Source organism: Methylobacterium sp. EM32 (assembly GCF_040593685.1).
Lineage (GTDB): Bacteria > Pseudomonadota > Alphaproteobacteria > Rhizobiales > Beijerinckiaceae > Methylobacterium.
Genome location: NZ_JBEXZS010000090.1, coordinates 1 through 21,326 on the forward strand (window position 1 = coordinate 1; position 21,326 = coordinate 21,326).

9 protein-coding genes are annotated in these 21,326 nt (G+C 69.7%); 8 read left to right on the plus strand and 1 reads right to left on the minus strand.

The genetic code is table 11. The features are described from left to right. Positions 1-349: 349 nt before the first annotated feature. Positions 350-2,431 (minus strand): DNA topoisomerase IV subunit B, encoded by a 2,082-nt coding sequence (gene parE, locus ABZT49_RS13145; protein WP_355286508.1) that lies wholly within the window; start codon positions 2,429-2,431, stop codon positions 350-352. Positions 2,432-2,734: 303 nt separating this feature from the next. Between parE and ABZT49_RS13150 the strand changes: the two genes are divergently transcribed. The 8 genes from ABZT49_RS13150 to ABZT49_RS13185 all read left to right on the plus strand — a co-directional run bounded on the left by ABZT49_RS13150 (position 2,735) and on the right by ABZT49_RS13185 (position 21,269). Next, positions 2,735-2,923: a hypothetical protein gene (locus ABZT49_RS13150; protein WP_355286509.1), complete on the plus strand. Its 189-nt coding sequence runs from the start codon at positions 2,735-2,737 to the stop codon at positions 2,921-2,923. A gap of 195 nt (positions 2,924-3,118) precedes the next feature. Beyond that, positions 3,119-4,939 carry a malto-oligosyltrehalose trehalohydrolase gene (gene treZ, locus ABZT49_RS13155; protein ID WP_355286510.1) on the plus strand — a complete coding sequence of 607 codons (1,821 nt, stop codon included), beginning with the start codon at positions 3,119-3,121 and terminating at the stop codon, positions 4,937-4,939. 1 nt (position 4,940) lies between these two features. Beyond that, positions 4,941-9,863, plus strand: coding sequence for a malto-oligosyltrehalose synthase (locus tag ABZT49_RS13160; protein WP_355286511.1), 4,923 nt, complete (start codon positions 4,941-4,943; stop codon positions 9,861-9,863). Positions 9,864-9,942: 79 nt separating this feature from the next. Continuing rightward, on the plus strand, positions 9,943-13,350 hold the full coding sequence (locus ABZT49_RS13165; protein ID WP_355286512.1) for a maltotransferase domain-containing protein: 3,408 nt from the start codon (positions 9,943-9,945) through the stop codon (positions 13,348-13,350). Positions 13,351-13,497: 147 nt separating this feature from the next. Next, complete coding sequence (gene treS, locus ABZT49_RS13170) at positions 13,498-16,761, plus strand: maltose alpha-D-glucosyltransferase (protein ID WP_355286513.1); 3,264 nt, start codon at positions 13,498-13,500, stop codon at positions 16,759-16,761. Between the two features lie 243 nt (positions 16,762-17,004). Then, a complete protein-coding gene (gene glgB / locus ABZT49_RS13175; RefSeq protein ID WP_355286527.1) occupies positions 17,005-19,269 on the plus strand; it encodes a 1,4-alpha-glucan branching protein GlgB in 2,265 nt (754 codons plus the stop codon). A 110-nt stretch (positions 19,270-19,379) separates the two neighbouring features. Next, entirely contained in the window at positions 19,380-19,925 is a 546-nt protein-coding gene (locus ABZT49_RS13180; protein ID WP_355286514.1) for a hypothetical protein, read from the plus strand. A gap of 135 nt (positions 19,926-20,060) precedes the next feature. Beyond that, a complete protein-coding gene (locus tag ABZT49_RS13185) occupies positions 20,061-21,269 on the plus strand; it encodes a pyridoxal phosphate-dependent aminotransferase (protein ID WP_355286515.1) in 1,209 nt (402 codons plus the stop codon). Positions 21,270-21,326 lie beyond the last annotated feature (57 nt).

Here is a 21,326-nt window from a genome sequence, read left to right on the forward strand (position 1 = left end):
GTCGTCCGCGCCGGCCTGAACTACAAGTTCAACGGCTTCTAGTCGTCGCACTCCGTCACCCCGACGGAGCGGAGCCCGGCCGAAAGGCCGGGCTCTTCGCGTTGCGGGAGGCGTGGTCGTCCGTCACGGCGGGTATCGGCGGAATGCAGGAAGGGCCCGGCCGCTCGCGCGACCGGGCCCTTCCTGCAAGTCGGATCCGCCGACGAGCCATTGCGTCCGTTGCGGGTTCCCTGAGCCTGTTCGATGGATCTCGACCGACTCATGATCCTCCTGGTCATTCCGGTGCTGCGTCGCGGAGCCCGGAACGACCAGGAGGGTACGAAGTTTGCCCGGCGAGGCAACCAGTCCCTCAGATATCGAGCTCGATCTCGTCGGCGAAGACCGCCCGCTCGGAGATGAAGGCGAAGCGGGCCTCGGGCTTGTTGCCCATCAGCCGCTCGACCGTGTCGCCGGTGGCGTCGCGCGCCTCCTCCACCACCTCGACCCGCAGGAGCGTGCGCTTCTTCGGGTCCATCGTGGTTTCCTTGAGCTGGCCGGGCATCATCTCACCGAGGCCCTTGAAGCGCCCGATCTCGACCTTGCCCGACTTGAAGGTGGTCTTGAGCAGCTGCTCCTTGTGGCGGTCGTCCCGGGCATAGGCGCTCTTCGCCCCCTGCGTCAGCCGGTAGAGGGGAGGGACCGCCAGATAGAGGTGGCCGCCCTCGATCAGCTCCGGCATCTGCCGGTAGAAGAAGGTGATCAGGAGCGAGGCGATGTGGGCGCCGTCGACATCGGCGTCGGTCATGATGATGACCTTCTCGTAGCGAAGGTCGTCGTGCCGGTACTGCTTGCCGATGCCGCAGCCGAGCGCCTGGATCAGGTCCGAGAGGAGCTGGTTCGCCCCGAGCTTGTCCCGGCTCGCCGAGGCGACGTTGAGGATCTTGCCGCGCAGCGGCAGGATCGCCTGGGTGGCGCGGTCGCGCGCCTGCTTGGCCGAGCCGCCGGCCGAATCACCCTCGACGATGAAGATCTCGGAGCCGGCGGCACCGGCCTTCGAGCAATCGGCGAGCTTGCCCGGCAGGCGCAGCTTGCGGGTCGCGGTCTTGCGGGCGACCTCCTTCTCCTGGCGCCGGCGCAGGCGCTCCTCGGCCCGGTCGATGACCCAGTCGAGGAGCTTGTTGGCCTGGGTCGGCGAGGCGGCGAGCCAATGGTCGAAGGCGTCGCGGATCGCCGCCTCGACGATGCGGGAGGCCTCCAGGGTCGCGAGCTTGTCCTTGGTCTGGCCCTGGAACTCCGGCTCGCGGATGAAGACCGACAGCATCGCCGCGCAGGTCATCATCACGTCGTCGGCGGTCACCGAGGCCATCCGCTTGACCTGGCCGACCCGCTCGGCGTGGTCGCGCAATCCCCGCAGCAGGGCCACCCGCATCCCACTCTCGTGGGTGCCGCCCTCCGGCGTCGGGATGGTGTTGCAATAGGACGACGAGAAGCCGTCGTCGTTGGCAAGCCACGCCACCGCCCATTCGAGGGAGCCGTGGCTGCCGGGCCTGGTGATCTTGCCGGAGAAGACGTTGTCGGCGACCAGCTCCTTGCCGTCGATCTCGCGGGCGAGATAGTCCTTCAGGCCGGCCGGGAAGCGATGCACGGCCTCGGCCGGCACGTTCTCGACGCCCTCCAGCAGGGATGGGGCGCAGCGCCAGCGGATCTCGACGCCGCCGAACAGGTAGGCCTTCGAGCGCGCCATCTTGAACAGGCGGCGCGGATCGAACCTGTGCTCGCCGAAGATCTCCGCGTCGGGATGGAAGCGCACCTTGGTGCCGCGCCGGTTCTGCACCCGCCCGACCGTCTCGATCGGCCCCTGCGCGTGGCCGCGGGAGAAGGTCTGCCGGTAGAGGGTCTGGTTGCGGGCGACCTCGACCTCGAGCACGTCCGAGAGCGCGTTCACCACCGAGATGCCGACGCCGTGCAGGCCGCCCGAGGTCTCGTAGACCTTCGAGTCGAACTTGCCGCCGGCATGCAGCGTGGTCATGATGACCTCGAGCGCCGACTTGCCCGGAAATTTCGGGTGCGGGTCGATCGGGATGCCGCGGCCGTTATCGGTCACTGCGAGGCAGCCGTTCTCCTCCAGCTCCACCTCGATGAAGCTGGCATGGCCCGCCACCGCCTCGTCCATGGAATTGTCGATCACCTCGGCGAAGAGGTGGTGCAGCGCCTTCTCGTCGGTGCCGCCGATATACATGCCGGGCCGGCGCCGCACCGGCTCCAGACCCTCCAGCACCTCGATCGCCGAGGCGTCGTAGCCGGCCTCCTCCGCGGGCGGGGGCACGGCGACGGGCTTCGGCCGCTTCACGGCTTCCGCCTTGAGCGGATCCGTCGGCGGCTTCGATCCGGCGGGATTCGTACCAGGAGGCTTGCCTCCCGGTCCGAACAGGTCTCGTGCGGCCTCGCTCACGCGACGGCCTCGCGGTGGGGGAAGGGCTCTGGCAGCATTCGAGGTCATCCTTTCCCTATACCGGAACAAACGCGGAACAAAAAGAGCCTTTGCGCGGCTGCAGGGTGTGGCGAACGGGCGTGGTCGGGCGGCGGGGAATCGCCGCGCCGCAGAACCCGTACCAGAGTCACCGAGACGTAAACAAATTCCCTTAAAGCCCGGTGACGCGCGCGATACCCCCCGGAACCTCGGCCGTGACCGCCCGTTGTCCGGGTGGCCGCTCCCGACGCCGGACGGGCGGCGCGCCGCAGGAGCGTTCCGACGATGAAAACCGTCAACCGCCACGCCCGTCATCTCTCCCTCGCCCGCGCCGAGCAGGCCGCCGGCCAGGCCTTCGGCTTCGCCGAGGAGGGCGTCGCCGCGGCCGCGATCGGAATCGGGCGTGTGGCGATGACGGCGACCGGCGCAGCCGTCGCGGTGGCCTTCGCCGCGACCCTCGCCTGGGCGTTCTGACCGCCCGAGCCGGCTTTCCCCAGCATCCGCAGCGCCCCGGCCATTGCCGCGGGCGGGGGCCGCCTTAGCTCCCGCCTTGGCGATGCCTGTGCCGCGATGCGGGATCGGCCCGCGGAACCTGCGCAATCCGACCGAATTTCCTGAGCGGCACCCCACGCCGTTCGCACACTCTTGCTCTCGAAGGATGGTGGCCCGATGCGGCGCGCCCACAGCATGCCATTCGGTGCGGAAATCGGACCGGAGGGCGTGCGATTCGCCCTCTGGGCGCCGACCGCGACGAACGTCGCCCTGATGCTCGACGGGACCGAGCATCCGCTGGAGGACCAGGGCGAGGGCTGGCGGCGCGTGACGGTGCCGGGCGTGCGCGCCGGCGCCCGCTACGGCTACCGGATCGACGGCGACCTCGTGGTGCCCGATCCGGCCTCGCGCTTCCAGCCCGAGGACGTGTCCGGCCTGAGCGAGGTGGTCGATCCCTCGTCCTTCGCCTGGACCGACCGGGACTGGGCCGGGCGCCCGTTCGAGGAGACGGTGATCTACGAGTGCCACGTCGGCACCGCGACGCCGGAAGGGACCTACGCGGCGCTCCAGCACAAGCTCGAATCCCTGCGCGACCTCGGCGTCACTGCGATCGAGCTGCTCCCGCTCGCCGACTTCAAGGGCAGCCGCAACTGGGGCTATGACGGCGTGCTGCCCTACGCGCCGGATTCCGCCTACGGCACGCCCGACGACCTGCGCCGCCTCGTCGACCGGGCGCATGCCCTCGGGCTGATGGTCTTCCTCGACGTCGTCTACAACCATTTCGGACCGGCGGGTAATTACCTCCACGCCTACGCCAAGTCGTTCTTCACCGAGCGGCACAAGACGCCGTGGGGCGCCGGCATCAACTTCGACGGCAAGACCAGCGGCGAGGTGGTGCGCGACTACTTCGTCCACAATTCGCTGTACTGGCTGGAGGAGTTCAACATCGACGGCCTGCGCTTCGACGCGGTCCACGCGATCTTGGACGATTCCGATAAACACTTCCTCGGCGAGCTGGCCGAGCGGATCCGCGGGGCTTTCCCCGAGCGGCCGATCCACCTGATGCTGGAGAACGAGGCCAACCAGGCCTCGTGGCTGGAGCGGGATGGGACGGGCCGGCCGCGCTACCACAGCGCGCAGTGGGCCGATGACACCCATCACGGCTGGCACATCCTGCTGACGGGCGAGGATTCCGGCTACTACGAGAGTTTTTCCGACAAGCCGGCCGCCCACCTCGCCCGGAGCCTCGCGGAAGGGTTCGCCTATCAGGGCGAGCCGTTCAAGACGCTGGACAACCATCCCCGCGGCGAGCCGTCCAGCCACCTGCCGCCCTCGGCCTTCGTCACCTTCCTGCAAAACCACGACCAGGTCGGCAACCGGGCGCTCGGCGAGCGCCTCAGCCACCTCGCCGACCCCGACAAGCTCGCGCTCGCCCGGGCCGGGCTGCTGCTCAGCCCGCAGATCCCGATGCTGTGGATGGGCGAGGAATGGTCGGCCTCGACGCCGTTCCTGTTCTTCGTCGATTTCGCTCCGGACGAGGAGCTGAACAAGGCGGTCCGTGACGGAAGGCGTCGCGAGTTCAAGAGCTTCGCCGCCTTCGCCGACGAGGAGAAGGCGAAGACGATCCCGGATCCGACCGCCGCGGAGACGTTCCGGCGCTCGAAGCTCGACTGGGCGGAGCGGGAGCGCTCGCCCCACCGCGAGATCCTGGCCGACACGACCGCGCTGCTGGCGCTTCGCCAGCGCGAGGTGGTGCCGCTGACGAAGACCGCCTGGCAGGGCGGGCGCTACGCGCTGCCGCGGCCCGACGTGATCGACGTGACCTGGTCTTATGCCGGGGGCACGCTCCGCTTCGTCGGCGTGTTCGGCGGCGACTCGTACGAGCCCGGGCCGCTGCCCGGCCGCGTCGTCTGGCGCTCACCCGCCGCCTCGCAGGACGAGGACGGCGCCCTGGTCCTGCCCGCCTGGTCGGGCGTGTTCGTGAAAGAGGTTTTTTGAGATGGCCGTGACCGAGGATGTCGTCGCGCGGCTCGCCGATGAGGCGGGCATCGCCGCGGACTACACCGACGCCTTCGGCCGGCGCGTCGAGACCCCGCTCGACGTGCGCCAGGGCCTGCTTGCAGCTTTGGGCCTGCCGGCGGGGACCGACGCGGAGGCGCAAGCGAGCCTGGAGCGCATCCGTTCCTTGCGCCACGGCCTCGTGCCGCCGCTGGTGCCGGTCGAGGCGCGGCGCGCCGCACGGGTGTCGATCCGTCCGGGTGCTGCCTCCGGCACCGTGAGCTGGCGGATCGTCGACGAGCGCGGCACGGCCCGCGACGGGCGCGTGGCCCTGGGCCCCGAGGCCGACGCGATCGAGCTGCCGCCTCTCACCCCCGGCTACCACCGCCTTACCGTGACCTTCGGCGATCAGCGCGCCGAGGCCACGGTGATCGCCGCGCCGCAGCGCTGCTGGCGGCCCCGGGCGCTCGGCGACGAGGGCGCGCGGGACTGGGGCCTGGCGGCCCAGCTCTACGGCCTGCGCTCGGACACCAATCTCGGCATCGGCACCTACACCGATGCCGGGCGCGCCGCCGCCGATGCCGGGGCGCGGGGCGCAGCCTTCCTAGGGTTGAGCCCGGTCCACGCCCTGTTCTCGACCGACCGGCAGAAGGTCTCGCCCTACTCGCCGTCCTCGCGGCTGTTCCTCGAGACGCTCTTCATCGATCCGGCCTCGCTCCCAGGCCTTCCCGGCAGCCGGGCCGCGCTCATCTTGAAGGGAGCCGCCTCCGAGGTCGCGCGCCTGCGCGACACCTCCCTGGTCGACCATGCCGGCGTCTGGCAGGTCTTGAGCCCCGTCCTCGAAGCGCTGTGGCAGGATTCTCCGGCCCGGGCTGGGCGGGACACCGAGTTCCTGGCCTTCCGCGCCGCCGGGGCCGAGAACCTGGAGGCCCACGCCACCTTCGAGGCCCTGGCCGAGCATTTTGCCAGCGACGGCGCCAACTGGCTCGGCGACTGGCCGGAGGCCTACCGCCGCAACGGCACGCCGGAGGTCCTGGCCTTCGCGGCCGAGCATCAGGAGCGGGTCGCCTACCACGCTTGGCTGCAATTCCTCGCCGACCGGCAGCTCGCCCGCGCCGCCGCGCAGGGACTCGCCTCCGGCATGCGGCTCGGGCTCTACCGCGACCTTGCGGTCGGCGCCGATCGCGGCGGCTCGGAGATCTGGTCGCATCCCGAGCGCTTCGCCGCCGGTCTGTCGATCGGCGCGCCGCCGGACATCCTGGCGCCGAACGGCCAGGATTGGGGCCTGCCGCCCTTCGATCCCCTGGAGCTGGAGCGCGACGGCCTCGCGGCCTTCCGGGCGCTGGTCCAGGCCAACATGAGGCACGCCGGCGCGATCCGCATCGACCACGCCTTCCAGCTCGCCCGGCTGTTCCTGATCCCGGTCGGGGTGGGGGCGAAGGGCGGCGCCTACGTGGCGATGCCGTTCGAGGCGATGCTGGCTGTCCTGCGCCTCGAGAGCCACCGGGCGAAGTGCCTCGTCATCGCGGAGGATCTCGGCACCGCGCCGGCCGGCTTCTCCGACGCGCTGATGCAGGCCGGGATCCTGAGCTACCGCATCCTGTCCTTCGAGCGGGAGGAGGGCGGCACGTTCAAGCGCCCGGCCGAGTACCCGCGCGACGCGCTCTGCGCCATCACCACCCACGACCTGCCGACCTTCGTCGGCTGGTGGCGCGGCGTCGACACCGAGCTGCGCCAGTCCCTCGGCCTCTACGACGCCGAGCGGGCCGGGGCCGAGCGCGAGGAGCGGGTGCACGAGCGCCGGCGCCTGGCCGAAGCCCTGAACCAGGAGGGCCTGCTCCCGGATGCTGACGTGCCGGGCGAGCCGCCCTTCGAGGCGGCGGTGCGCTTCCTCGCCCGCGCCCCGTCGGTGCTGACGGCCGTGCAGTACGAAGACATCCTCGGCGAGGTGAGCCAGGCCAACATGCCGGGCGTCACCGAGGGCTACCCGAACTGGCGCCGCAAGCTCGACCGCGACCTCGCGGCGATCGCGGCGCCGGGCGGGCCGCTCGCCAAGCTCGCCTCGTCGCTCGCCGCGGAGGAGCGCGGGCCGCGCTCGGGCGCTGCGCGGCTCGCCTCGCCGCCGCCGCGGGCGACCTACCGGCTCCAGTTCCACAAGGACTTCACCTTCGACCACGCGGCGAAGATCGTCCCGTATCTGGCGAAGCTCGGCATCAGCCACGTCTACGCCTCGCCGATCCACAAGGCGCGGCCGGGCTCGATGCATGGCTACGACATCGTCGACCACCGCGAGATCAATCCGGAACTCGGCGGCGAGGAGGCGTTCATCCGCTTCAGCGACGGGCTGAAGGCACACGGCCTCAAGTTCCTGCTCGACATCGTGCCGAACCACATGGGCGTCGGCGGCGCCGACAACCCGTGGTGGCTCTCGGTGCTCGAATGGGGGGCGCTCTCGCCGGCGGCCGACGCCTTCGACATCGACTGGGGCCGGCTGGGCGCCCGCAACAAGCTCGTCGTGCCGTTCCTCGGCGACCGCTACGGCGAGGCCCTGGAGAAGGGCGATCTGAAGCTCGCCTTCGACCCGGAGGAGGGCTCCCTCAGCGTCTGGCACTTTGAGCACCGCTTCCCGGTCAACCCGCTGAGCTATCCGATCGTCCTCGACCGGGCGCTCGCGGCCCTGTCCGAGGTCGGCGACGAGGCCTCGGCGGAAGTGCTGTCGATCTCCGAGCGCCTGCGCCGGATGGGCGACGAGACCAATTCCGAGCGTCAGGCCGCCTTCCCGGAGGAAGCCGAGGGGCTGAAGCGGCGCCTCGCCCACGCGGTCGCGGCCTCGTCCGACCTGAAGGCGGCGATCGACCGGGCGGTGACCCTCGTCAACGGCTTCAAGGGCCACCCCGACAGCTTCGGGGCGCTGCATCGCATCCTGGAGGCCCAGGCCTATCGCCTTGCCCACTGGCGGGTCGCGGCGAGCGACATCAACTACCGCCGCTTCTTCGACGTGAACTCGCTCGCCGGGCTCAAGGTCGAGGACAAGCGGGTGTTCGAGGGCGCCCACGCGATGCTCTTCCGGCATATCCGCGAGGGGCGGATCGACGGGTTGCGCATCGACCATATCGACGGCCTTGCCGACCCGGCGGGCTATGCCCGCGCGCTCCAGGCGGCGCTCGGCCCGGGCTTCTACATCGTGGTGGAAAAAATCCTGGAGCCCGGCGAGAAGTTGCGGCCCTGGCCGATCGCCGGCACCACCGGCTACGACGTGCTGAACCAGATCGACGGGCTGTTCGTCGACCAGGGGAAGCGCGAGGAGGTCGCCAGGCTCTATGCCGGCGCGACCGGCATGGACGAGCCCTACGGTTATCTCCTGCGCAACGTGAAGGGCGAGATCCTGGAAACCAGCTTCGCCAGCGAGCTGGAAGTCCTGACCTCGGACTTGAAGCAGGTGGCCGATGCCGACCGGCGCACCCGCGACTTCTCGGTCAATGCGCTGCGTCAGGCCCTGTCGGAGATCATCGCCCGCTTCCCGGTCTATCGCAGCTACCTGGGCTCGGACCTCGACGAGAACGAGATCGAGCCGGAGGACCTGAAGCTGATCGGCGACACGGTGCGCAAGGCCAAGCGCCGCTCCAGCCTGCCCGACCGCTCGGTGCACGACTTCGCCGAACGTGTGCTGCTCGGGCGGCTCGACACCGAGGGGCCGGGCCGGCCCGACCCCGAGGTGGTGCGCCGCTTCCGCCGCCGCTTCCAGCAGCTCACCGGACCGGTGATGGCGAAGAGCCTGGAGGACACGCTGTTCTACCGCTTCGTCGAGCTGCTGGCGCTCAACGAGGTCGGGGGCGATCCGGGCGAGTACGGGCTGACGGCCGAGCATTTCCACGCGCTCCAGGCCGCCCGCGCCCGCGACTGGCCGAACGCGATGATCACCACGGCCACTCACGACACCAAGCGCGGCGAGGATGCCCGCACCCGGCTGCTGGCGCTCTCCGAGATCCCGGCGGAATGGGAAGAGGCCTGGACCTTGTGGGGGCAGCTCGTCGCGCCGCACCTCGCGCAAGTCGACGGCGAGGCGGCGCCCGACGCCAACGACCAGTGGATGTTCCTGCAGGCCATCCTCGGCGCCTGGCCGCTGGAGCTGCTGACCGACAAGCCTGATCCGAAAGACGTCGAGGAATTCCGCAAGCGGCTCGGCGCCTATGCGGAGAAAGCGATGCGCGAGGGCAAGCGCCGGTCGAGCTGGGTCAACGTCGACGAGGCCTATGAGGGTGCGGTCGCGAAGCTGTTCGACGCCCTGGTGGCGCCGGGCTCGGAGTTCCTGAAGGAATTCCGTCTCTTCGCCGAGCAGCTGGCGCGGGTCGGCATGGTGACGGGCCTCGCCCGCTCGGCGCTGAAATGCACCTTGCCGGGCCTGCCCGACATCTACCAAGGCACGGAGTTCTGGGACTTCTCCTTCGTCGATCCCGACAACCGCCGCCCGGTCGACTACGCCGAGCGCGAGGCGGCGCTCGGGCAGGACGTGGCGGTCGAGGACCTGCTGGCCTCCTGGCCGGATGGACGGATCAAGCAACGGGTCCTCGCCCGTCTGCTCGCCGACCGCGCCGCGTATCCCGGCTTCTACGCCGAGGCCGATTACGCCCCGGTCGCAGCCGAGGGGGAGGGCGCGGAGCGCGTCGTCGCCTTCCTGCGCCAGGACGCGACGGCAGGATCGGAGGCCGGCGACCTCTTGGTGGCGGTGCCGCGCCGGGTCGCGGCCGAGGACGGACCGCAGCTCGCCGCGGCCTTCGCCGGGACGAGCCTGCCGGTGCCCGAGGGCAGCGTCTGGCGCGATCTGGTGACGGGCGACGAGGTCCGTTCCGAGGGTGGACGCGTGAACGTCGAGCGACTCTTCGCGCGCCTCCCCCTGGCGGTTCTGCGTCTCTCCGCCAATTGAGACCTCGGGCTCGGCCGGACCCTCTGGTCCGGCCGAGCCCGCCTGAATGGATCGAGAACGAGCAGGCAGGATCGGGCCGATGAACGTACCCCGCACCAGCACCAAGCCGGCGAAGCGCACCCGCGAGGTGACGCCGCTGCCGGCGACCCTGGCGCCGCTGGCGGCCGGACCACGGATCTACAACCTGTTTCCCCTCCTGGTCGGCCGAGTCTCGGCCTGGACCGCCGAACTGCCCCGCATCGCGGAGCTCGGCTTCGACTGGGTCTATCTCAATCCTTTCCACCAGACCGGCGGCTCGGGCTCGCTCTACGCCGTCGCCGATCCGGACCGGCTCGACGAGCGCCTGCGCGACCTCGACGGCACCCCGGACGACGAGCAGATCCGCCGCTTCTGCGCGGCCGCCGCCGGGCACGGCCTGAAGATCATGACCGACCTGGTGGTGAACCACGCTGCCAATGACGGGAAGCTGGCCCACGAGCGCCCCGACCTGTTCGTGCGCGACGAATCCGGCGCGCCGGTGAGCCCGCACGCGGTCGATCCCGATGATCCGTCGAAGATCACCGTCTGGGGCGACCTCGCCGAGTTCGACTACGTCGGCCAACACGCGCGTACGGCGCTGACCGAGCTGTGGAACGGCTACGTCGCCAAGCTCCAGGGTCTCGGCGTCGCCGGCTTCCGCTGCGACGCGGCCTACAAGGTGCCGCCGGACGTGTGGCGCAGCCTGATCGGCGCCGCCAAGGACCGCGACCACGCCGCGCTCTTCGCCGCCGAGACCTTGGGCTGCACCTTCGAGGAGGCGCGGGCGACGGCCGAGGCCGGGTTCGACTACCTGTTCAACTCCTTCGCCTGGTGGGACCTGAAGGCGCCCTGGGCGCTGGAGCAGTACGAGCGCCTGCGCATCCTGGCGCCCTCGATCGCCTTCCCGGAGAACCACGACATGCAGCGGCTCGCCGCCTCGCTGGAGGGCGGGCGCGAGGCGGTGGCGGCGGAACTCAAGAGCCGCTACGCGCTCGCCGCCTTCTTCTCCGCCGGCGTGCTGATGCCGATCGGCTACGAGTGGGGCTACGCCAAGCCGCTCCACGTGGTGGAGACCACCCCGGAGAGCCGCGAGCACCACACCGGCATCGACATCTCGGGCTTCGTCGCGGCGATCAACCGCCTGCGCGCCGACCTGCCGGCGGCCAATGTCGAGGGCGCGCAGTGGCGCCTCTCGGCGCCGGACGCCTCGTACGTCGCGCTGATCCGGATCGATACCGGCCATCCCGGCTCGGCCGAGAACGCCGTGCTTGTGCTGCACAACCCTACGACTAAGCCGGTCGCGGTCGATCCGGCGCCACTGATCGCCGGCTCCGGCGGCGAGTTCGGACCGTTCCAGGACCTGACGCCCGAGGCCGCGCCGCTGGTCTTCCGCGCCGACCAGTCGATCGGCCTGGAGCCCCGGGCGGTGCGCATCCTCGCCGCGCGCCGCATCGGCGCCGTACGCCGGCCGCGCCGCACCACCCCGAGCGGGGAGGGGCGCGTCGTCATCGAGGCGGTGAGCCCTGAGATCGACGGCGGTCGCTCGGCGATCAAGCGCGTCGTCGGCGATCAGGTCCATGTCGAGGCCGACATCTTCACCGACGGGCACGACGTCATCAACGCCGCGGTCCTGTCGCGCCTCGCCGGCGAGACCGAGTGGCGCCGCGACCCGATGCTGTTCGTCGACAACGATCGCTGGCACGGTCATTTCCCGCTCACCCGCAACGCCCGCTACGAGTACACCGTCGAGGCGTGGCGCGACGACTTCTCGTCCTGGCTGCGGGGCCTGGAGAAGAAGCGCAACGCTGGCGTCGACGTGCGGCTCGAGACGATGGAGGGCGTCGGCCTCGTCAAGCGCGCCGCTGCGCTGGCCGAGGGCAGCGACGCCTCCGCGCTGAACGCCCTGGTGGCGGCGCTCGAAGCCGACGAGCCCGGCTCGGCGGCGCAGCTCCATCGGCTGCTGGAGCAGACGGCGCTGATCCACCGCAACTCGGAGCGGGTGAACCTCTCGCGCTATCCGGTCGTGCTGGAGGTCTTCGCCGACCGCCTCGCGGCCCGGTTCTCGGCCTGGTACGAGATCTTCCCGCGCTCTCAATCCGGTGATCCGAACCGCCACGGCACCTTCGACGACGTCATCGCCCGGTTGCCCGAGATCCGGGAGCTCGGCTTCGACGTGCTCTACTTCACGCCGATCCACCCGATCGGCCGCACCAACCGCAAGGGCAAGAACAACTCCCTGAAGGCGAAGGAGGGCGATGTCGGCTCGGTCTACGCCGTCGGCGCGGAGGAGGGCGGCCACGAAGCGGTGCATCCCGATCTCGGCACCCTCGACGACTTCCGGCGACTCGTCGCGGCGAGCCACGCCCACGGCATGGAGGTGGCGCTCGACTTCGCGATCCAGTGCTCGCCGGACCATCCCTGGATCAAGCAGCATCCGGAATGGTTCGACTGGCGGCCCGATGGCACCATCAAGTTCGCCGAGAACCCGCCGAAGAAGTACGAGGACATCGTCAACGTCGATTTCTACCGCGAGGGCGCCTTCCCGTCGCTGTGGGTCGAGTTGCGCGACATCATCGCCGGCTGGGTTGAACTCGGGGTGAAGATCTTCCGGGTCGACAACCCGCACACCAAGCCGATCCCGTTCTGGGACTGGATGATCCGCGACGTCAACGACCGCTACCCCGACGTGCTGTTCCTCGCCGAGGCCTTCACCCGGCCTAAGATGATGAAGAAGCTCGCCAAGGCCGGCTTCCAGCAGAGCTACACCTACTTCACCTGGCGCAACACGAAGGAGGAGCTGGCGGCCTACTCGACGGAACTCGCCGGCGAGATGGGCGAATATTACCGTCCGAACTTCTTCGCCAACACGCCGGACATCAACCCGGTCTTCCTGCAGACCAGCGGCCGGCCGGGCTTCATCATCCGGGGCACGCTGGCGGCCACGTTGTCGAGCGTCTACGGCATCTATAACGGCTTCGAGTTGTGCGACGCCGCCCCGGTGCCGGGCAAGGAGGAGTACCTCGACTCGGAAAAATACGAGCTGAAGGCCTGGGACTATTACCGGCCCGGCAACATCCGCGACCACATCATCGCGCTCAACCGCATCCGCCGCGAGAACCCGGCCCTGTGGGATTTTCGCAATGTCGTCTTCACCCCGGCCTGGAACGACCAGATCCTGGCCTACCTGCGGATGACGCCGTCCGGTGACAACGCGGTGTTCTGCATGGTCAACCTCGACCCGAGGAACCGGCAGGAATGCACCTACGAGGTGCCGCTCTGGCAGCTCGGTCTGCCCGATGACGGCGCGGTCGAGGTCGAGGACCTGCTGCTCGGCTACAAGTTCGAGCTGCGCGGCAAGACCCACCGCATCGCCCTGGATCCTGCCGAGCGCTCGGTGGTGATCTGGCGCCTTCGCCGCCCCGACCGCCTTGCGGCGCCCGGCGGCACGTGGCAGCACGGCTCTGCCTAGCCGTGCCTCCCGGTGCGGACGAATCACCCGTCCGCGCCGGCAGGCTTCAAGGCTCCCGAACTCTCCCCGGCGCCCCGCGTTGAGCCCAAGCCCGACGGAAGGCCTTCAGCCCGGCGCCACGACCCGATCGAATGAGGCTCTGACGCGATGATCGATCGCAGCGATCCGCAATGGTACCGTGACGCCATCATCTACCAGGTGCACGTCAAGTCCTTCTTCGACGCGAACAACGACGGCATCGGCGATTTCGACGGCCTGACCGCGAAGCTGGACTACATCCGCGACCTCGGCGTCACGGCGATCTGGGTGATGCCGTTCTATCCCTCGCCGCTGCGCGACGACGGCTACGACATCGCGGATTATCGCGACATCAATGCCTCCTACGGCACGATGGACCAGTTCCGCACCTTCGTGGACGAAGCCCATGCCAGGGGCCTGCGGGTCATCACGGAGCTCGTCATCAACCACACCTCGGACCAGCATCCCTGGTTCCAGCAGGCCCGCAATTCCCCGAAGGGTTCGGAGTGGCGTGACTTCTACGTCTGGTCCGACACCGACGAGCTATACACCGACACCCGCATCATCTTCCTCGACACCGAGGCCTCGAACTGGACCTGGGATCCGGTCGCCAAGGCCTATTACTGGCACCGCTTCTACTCGCACCAGCCCGACCTGAACTTCGACAACCCGAAGGTTCTGGACGCGGTGATCGAGGTGATGCGCTACTGGCTCGACATGGGGGTGGACGGGTTGCGCCTCGACGCGATCCCCTACCTGATCGAGCGCGACGGCACGAATTGCGAGAATCTCCCTGAGACCCACACGGTCATCAAGAAGATCCGCGCCGCCCTCGACGAATCCTATCCCGACCGGATGCTGTTGGCCGAGGCCAACCAGTGGCCGGAGGAGACGGCGCAGTATTTCGGCGACGGCGACGAATGCCACATGGCGTTCCACTTCCCGCTGATGCCGCGGATGTACATGGCGATCGCGCAGGAGGACCGGCACCCGATCACCGACATCATGCGGCAGACGCCGGAAATTCCGGATGGCTGCCAATGGGCGATCTTCCTGCGCAACCATGACGAGCTGACGCTCGAGATGGTGACCGACAAGGAGCGCGACTACCTCTGGAGCTTCTACGCCGCCGACCGGCGCGCCCGCATCAACCTCGGCATCCGCCGCCGCCTCGCGCCGCTGCTCGAGAACGACCGGCGCAAGATCGAGCTGATGAAGTTCCTGGTCCTCTCGATGCCCGGCACCCCGGTGCTGTACTATGGCGACGAGATCGGCATGGGCGACAACATCTATCTCGGCGACCGCGACGGCGTGCGCACGCCGATGCAATGGTCGCCGGACCGCAACGGCGGCTTCTCCCGCTCCGACCCGGCCCGCCTGTTCCTGCCGACGATCCAGGACCCGATCTACGGCTTCGACGCGGTCAACGTCGAGGCGCAGACGCGCGCCCAGACCAGCCTGCTCAACTGGACCCGGCGGATGATCGCGATCCGCAACAACCACGTCTCGCTCGGGCGCGGAGCCCTGCGCTTTCTCTATCCGGACAACCGCAAGGTGCTCGCCTGGATTCGCGAGCACGACAACGAGCGCGTGCTCTGCGTCGCCAACCTGTCGCGGGCGCCGCAGGCGGTGCAGCTCGACCTCTCCGACCTGCGCACCGCGGTGCCGGTGGAGCTGACCGGCGGCACCTCGTTCCCGCCGATCGGCGATCTGCCGTACCTGCTGACCATGCCGGCCTACGGCTTCTACTGGTTCTCGCTCTCGACCGCGAATGCCGGCACGATGGGCCCGAGCCCGGAGACGCCGGAGCTGTTCACGCTGGTGCTGACCGGCGGCGTCGAGACCCTGATGCGGGGCCGCGAGCGCCAGGCCTTCGAGCGCACGGTCGCGCCGCGCTTCATCGGCTCGCGGCGCTGGTTCGGCGCCAAGGGCACCCGCATCCGCGGGGTCGAGGTGACGGACAGCGCGATCCTGCCTTCCGCGAGCGGCACCGGCGGCTTCCTCCTGCCGCGCATCGCCGTCTCGCTCGCCAACGGCGAGACGCAGGACTACTTCGTGCCGCTCGCCGTCGACGAGGGCCGCGAGGACGAGTCGCTGATGGACCACGCGGTCGCCCGGGTGCGCCGCGGCCCGCGGATGGGCCTCCTCTACGGCGCCGCCTCCTCGGTCGACTTCGCGCTCGCGATGGTCGACGCGATTCGCAACAACCGCGAGATCGCGTCCGAGAAGGGCCGCATCCGCTTCACCGCGACCTCGCTGTTCGATCCCGAGCTGGAGCTCGACCCGGCCGATATCCGCCGGCTCTCGGCGGAGCAGAGCAACACCTCGATCGCCTTCGGTTCGCGGCTGATGCTGAAGCTCCTGCGCCGGCTCCAGCCGGGCGCGCATCCGGAGGTCGAGGTCGGCCGCTTCCTCACCGAGGAGGCCGGGTTCAAGAACACCCCGGCTTTGCTCGGCGTGGTCGAGCATGTCGGGCCCGACGGCACGACGACGGCGCTCGGCCTGCTCCAGGCCTTCGTGCGCAACCAGGGCGACGCGTGGACCCTGATGCTCGAATACCTGCGGCGCGACCTCGACACGATCGTGCTGGTGCCCGAGAGCGAGGCGCACTCGCCGGAGGAGACCTTCGCCACGCATCTGCGCTGGGCCGGGTTGCTCGGCCAGCGCACCGCCGAGATGCACAAGGCGCTCGCCACCGAGACCGCCGACCCGGCCTTCGCCGCCGAGCCGTTCACGGCGGAGGATCTCTCGGCGCTCGCCGCCGACACGCGGCGCCAGGCCGAGAAGGCCCTGCGGGCCTGCGCCTCGCTCGGCTTCACGGCGCCCGAGAGCGCGCAGGAAGCTGCTTCCGCGATCGTCGCCGCCAAGGCGGAGATCGAGGCGCTGATCGCGTCCCTGAGCAACGAGGCGCCGACGGGGGCCCACCGCACCCGCATCCACGGCGACTACCATCTCGGGCAGGTACTGGCCTCGCAGGACGACCTCATCATCGTCGACTTCGAGGGCGAGCCGTCGCGGCCGGTGGACGAGCGCCGGGCAAAGTCGACGCCGCTCCGCGACGTCGCCGGCATCCTGCGCTCGTTCGCCTATGGCGGCGAGACCGTGACCCGCGAGGTCTCCTCGCGCTTCGCCGAGGCCGGCGATCGGGCGAAGACCGCCGTCGCCGCCTGGCGGGCGATGGTGAGCGGGGCCTTCCTGGAGGCCTACGCCGCCACCGTGCAGGGCAGCCGCGCCGCGGTGACGGACGCGGGCACCCATGACCGCCTGCTGCGGCTCTGCCTGCTGCAGAAGGCGCTCTACGAGATCGATTACGAGGCCAACAACCGTCCGGACTGGATCGAGATTCCGGCCCGCGGCGTGCTGGCCATCCTGGCCGACCAGAAAGGGGCGTGACCCATGGACGACGAGACCAGCGCCCGGAAGCCGGCCGCCTCCCGGCGCCCGACCGACCGCGACCTTGAGACGAGCGTGACCGAGAGCGTGACGACCGGAAAGCCCGGGAAGAGCGCGACCAAAGGCGCGAAGGTGAAGGCCGCCCTGGTGGCGCCGGTGACCGTCAAGGCGAAAGCCGGCAAGGACAAGGCCGACAAGAAGGGCAAGGGGGCCCTCAAGCACGTCTCGCTGCGCGTCGCCGCGATGCAGGCCGCGGCCTCGCCCCGCGTCTCCGGGCCGGCGCCGGGCCGCCCGGCGCGGCCGCCGGTGCCGGGCCGGGCCTACGCGGTCCATCCCGACGCCGTCGAGGCGATCATGCGCGCCGAGCACGGCGACCCCTTCGGGGTCCTCGGGCCGCACGAGACGGCGGAGGGCCAGTGGGAGGTGCGCGCGGTGCTGCCGGAGGCCCGCGCCGCCACGGTCGTGATCGGCGAGACCCGCGTGCCGATGGAGCGGCGCCACCCCGCCGGCTTCTTCGTCGGGAGCTTCGCCCATCCGCAGCGACCCGATTACCGCATCGCGGTGGAGGGCTGGGACAACACCGAGCGCACGCGCCGCGACCCCTACGAGTACGGCGCCACGCTCACGCAAGCGGAGATCGGCCTCCTGCGCGACGTCGGCAACGACGCGGTGCACCGCGTTTTGGGGGCGCAGGCGGTCGAGATCGGCGGCACGCCGGGCTTCCGCTTCGCGGTCTGGGCACCGAATGCCCGCCGGGTCTCGGTCGTCGGCGAGTTCAACGATTGGGACGGCCGGCGCCACCCGATGCGGCTGTGGCAGGATGGCGGTGTCTGGGAGCTGTTCATCCCCGAACTGAAGAAGGGCGGCCACTACAAGTTCGAGATCCGCGGGCCCGACGGCGCGCTGCTGCCGCTCAAGGCCGATCCGGTGGCCTTCGCGGCGCAGCAGCCGCCCGAGACCGCCTCCAAGCTCGAAGGCCTGCCGGCACCGGTCTGGCGCGACCAGGCCTGGATGCAGAGCCGCAACGCGCTGGATCACCGCCACGGCCCGATCTCGATCTACGAGGTCCATCTTGGCTCGTGGGCGCGGGTGCCGGAGGAGGGCAACCGCTACCTCACCTACCGCGAGCTCGCCGCCCGCCTCATCCCCTACGCCAAGGAGATGGGCTTCACCCATATCGAGCTCCTGCCGATCACCGAGCACCCGTTCGACGGCTCCTGGGGCTACCAGCCGGTCTCGCTCTACGCGCCGACCAGCCGCTTCGGCTCGCCCGAGGATTTTTCCGAGTTCGTGAACGCCGCGCACGAGGCCGGCATCGGCATCCTGCTCGACTGGGTGCCGGGCCACTTCCCCCTCGACGCCCACGGCCTCGGCCAGTTCGACGGCACCCATCTCTACGAGCACGCCGATCCGCGCCAGGGCTTCCACCAGGACTGGGGCACCTACATCTACAATTTCGGGCGCACCGAGGTCTCGGCCTTTCTCGCCTCGAACGCCCGATTCTGGCTCGAACACTACCACCTGGACGGATTGCGCGTCGATGCGGTGGCGTCGATGCTATACCTCGACTACTCGCGCCGGGCGGGTGAGTGGATCCCGAACCAGTACGGCGGCAACGAGAACCTCGAGGCCATCGACTTCCTGCGCAAGACCAACGAGGCGACCTACAGCCACGCTCCCGGCACGATGACGGTGGCGGAGGAATCGACCTCCTGGCCGGGCGTCTCGCACCCGACCTATACCGGGGGCTTGGGCTTCGGCTTCAAGTGGAACATGGGGTGGATGCACGACACCCTGCGCTTCATCTCGAAGGAGCCGGTGCATCGCCGCTACCACCACCACGACCTGACCTTCGGGCTGCTCTACGCCTTCTCCGAGAACTTCATCCTGCCCCTGTCCCACGACGAGGTGGTGCACGGGAAGGGCTCGCTGCTCGGCAAGATGCCGGGCGACCGCTGGCAGAAATTCGCCAATCTCCGTGCCTATTTCGGCTTCATGTGGGGGCATCCCGGCAAGAAGCTGCTGTTCATGGGCGGCGAGTTCGGCCAGGAGAAGGAGTGGAACCACAACCAGAGCCTCGATTGGCACCTGCTGGAGGATTCCTTCCACGCCGGCCTCAAGGCCCTGGTGCGCGACCTCAACCACCTCTACGCCGCGACCCCGGCGTTGTACGCGCGGGACACCGAGGCCGCCGGCTTCCAGTGGCTGGTCTCGGACGATGCTGAGAACAACGTCATCGCCTGGGCCCGCAAGGGGCGCCAGCCGGGCGAGATCGCGATCGTGGTGTCCAACTTCACGCCGGTCGTGCGCCACGGCTACCGCATCGGCGTGCCGATGGCCGGCCATTACCGCGAGGCGTTCAACTCGGACGCGGAGCAGTACGGCGGCAGCAATGTCGGCAATTACGGCGGGATCGACGCGGTGGCGGAGGCCTCGCACGGCCAGGACCACTCCCTGACCCTGTCGCTGCCGCCACTCGCGACGCTGATCCTGGTGCGGCAGGGCTGAGGCTCGACTTGCCGGCGCGGCTTCATCGAGCCGCGCCGGCCCGAACGTCGCCAGCCTCACGCCACGCAGGCCGCGGATGGTAAAGGCTCCTCGGACAGGGCCTGGCCCCAATGAAGCTGTTGCCGAACCGCTGGGCCGTCGCCGCGATCGTCCTCGGTGTCCTCTTCGGCGCCACGTATCTGCGTTTTGCAATCCGGCCGGCGATCGAGGTCGTGGTTCCACTCCCGATGGCTGATGCCCGGGTGCGCATGCAGGGTTGGGCCGGCTTCCTGGACGACGGTCCCGAAATCCTCGTCATCGAAACGTCGGCGGGTACTCTCCACGCCGATCTCGGAAGCGACTGGGGGAGTGGTCCGAGGGTACTTTTGTATCGGACACCGCAGGATCAGCTCGGCGTCCTCCGAGATGGTGCCACATTCGAGGCTGTCGTCGATCTGAGCGGCAAGTCCGGTCCGTCATTCGTACCCACGCAGTCCCTCGACAGCGCGGGATGGACCTATCTGGGTGCGATTGTCCTCAAGCATATCGATGGCGCTCGATTCGTCTTACCCACTGAGTCCGATGAATGCTACCCGATGTTGGGCGCAGGATCGAGCCATCTCCGAAAGGCGCACCAAGTCGAGCACATGTGTTTGCATCCGAAGCCTGGCGCTTAATCACGATCCAACCGGCTGAGCCTGCACGAGCCACGGCTCAGCCGGAGCGTCCCGTATGTCGTTCCTCCCGGCTTGCGCCGCGGCGCACCTCTTGCGATGCCTTGAGTCCCCGAATCCCTTCGGTTGAGGCCCCGCATGACTCTCCCGCCCCTCCCCGACACGATGCCGCCGGTGAGCCGCGAGGCGGCCGGGGTGCTGCCGAGCGGCATCGGCGAGCTCGTGGCCTACGGCGTCGAGCGGCCCGGGCTGATTCCGCTCTGGGTCGGGGAGGGCGACCGGCCGACGCCGGCCTTCATCGGCGAGGCGGCGCAGCGGGCGCTGCGCGACGGCGCGACCTTCTACACGCGGATGCTCGGCATCCCGCCCCTGCGCGAGGCCCTGGCGGAGTACGTCTCGCGGCTCTACGGCGATCCCGTCGGGCCGGGGCGGTTCTTCGTGACGGTCGGGGGCATGCACGCCTTCCACACCGCGATCCGCATCGCCGCCGAGCCCGGCGACGAGGTGGTGCTGCCGACCCCGACCTGGTCGAACTTCTTCGGCGCGGTCGCGATGCAGGGCGCGCGGCCCGTGCCCGTGCCGATGCAGTTCGACCCTGCGTCCGGCTGGAGCCTCGACATCGCCCGGATCGCGGCGGCGATCACCCCGCGCACCCGCGCCATCGTGCTCAACACCCCGGCGAACCCGACCGGCTGGGTCGCCACGAAGGAAGACCTCGAGGCGGTGCTGGCGATCGCCCGGGAGCACCGGCTCTGGATCGTCGCCGACGAGATCTACGGCCGGTTCTGTTTCGATCCGGCGCACGAGGCCCAGGGCCGGGCGCCGTCGATCCGCGACGTCTGGCAGCCCGAGGACCGCGACCGGGTGCTGTTCGTCCAGACCTTCTCGAAGAACTGGGCGATGACCGGCTGGCGGGTCGGCTGGCTGGAGGGACCGGAATCGATCGGCCGGATCGTCGACGGGCTCGTCCTCTACGGCACGTCGGGTGTCGCCACCTTCCTCCAGCACGCCGCCGTCACGGCGATCCGGGAGGGGGAGGCGCTGGTGGCCGAGCAGGTGGCGCAGGCCCGGGCAGGGCGCGAGATCGTCTGCAACGCGTTGAGCGCCGTGCCGGGCGTCGAGTTGCCGAGCCCCCCCGGCGCGTTCTACGCCTTCCCGCGGGTGCCGGCCGAGCCGGACGACGTCCGCCTCGCCAAACGGCTCGTCGACGAGGCGAATGTCGGGCTCGCCCCGGGCTCGGCCTTCGGGCCCGGCGGCGAAGGGTTTTTACGATTGTGCTTCGCCCGCTCGGCGGCGGATCTCACCGAGGCGATGCGCCGGATGGTGCCTGTGCTGACGCCGCGGTGAGAATTTATTGTCCTGAATCGACAGATGTTTATCCGACCAGCAGCCTCATCCTGAGGT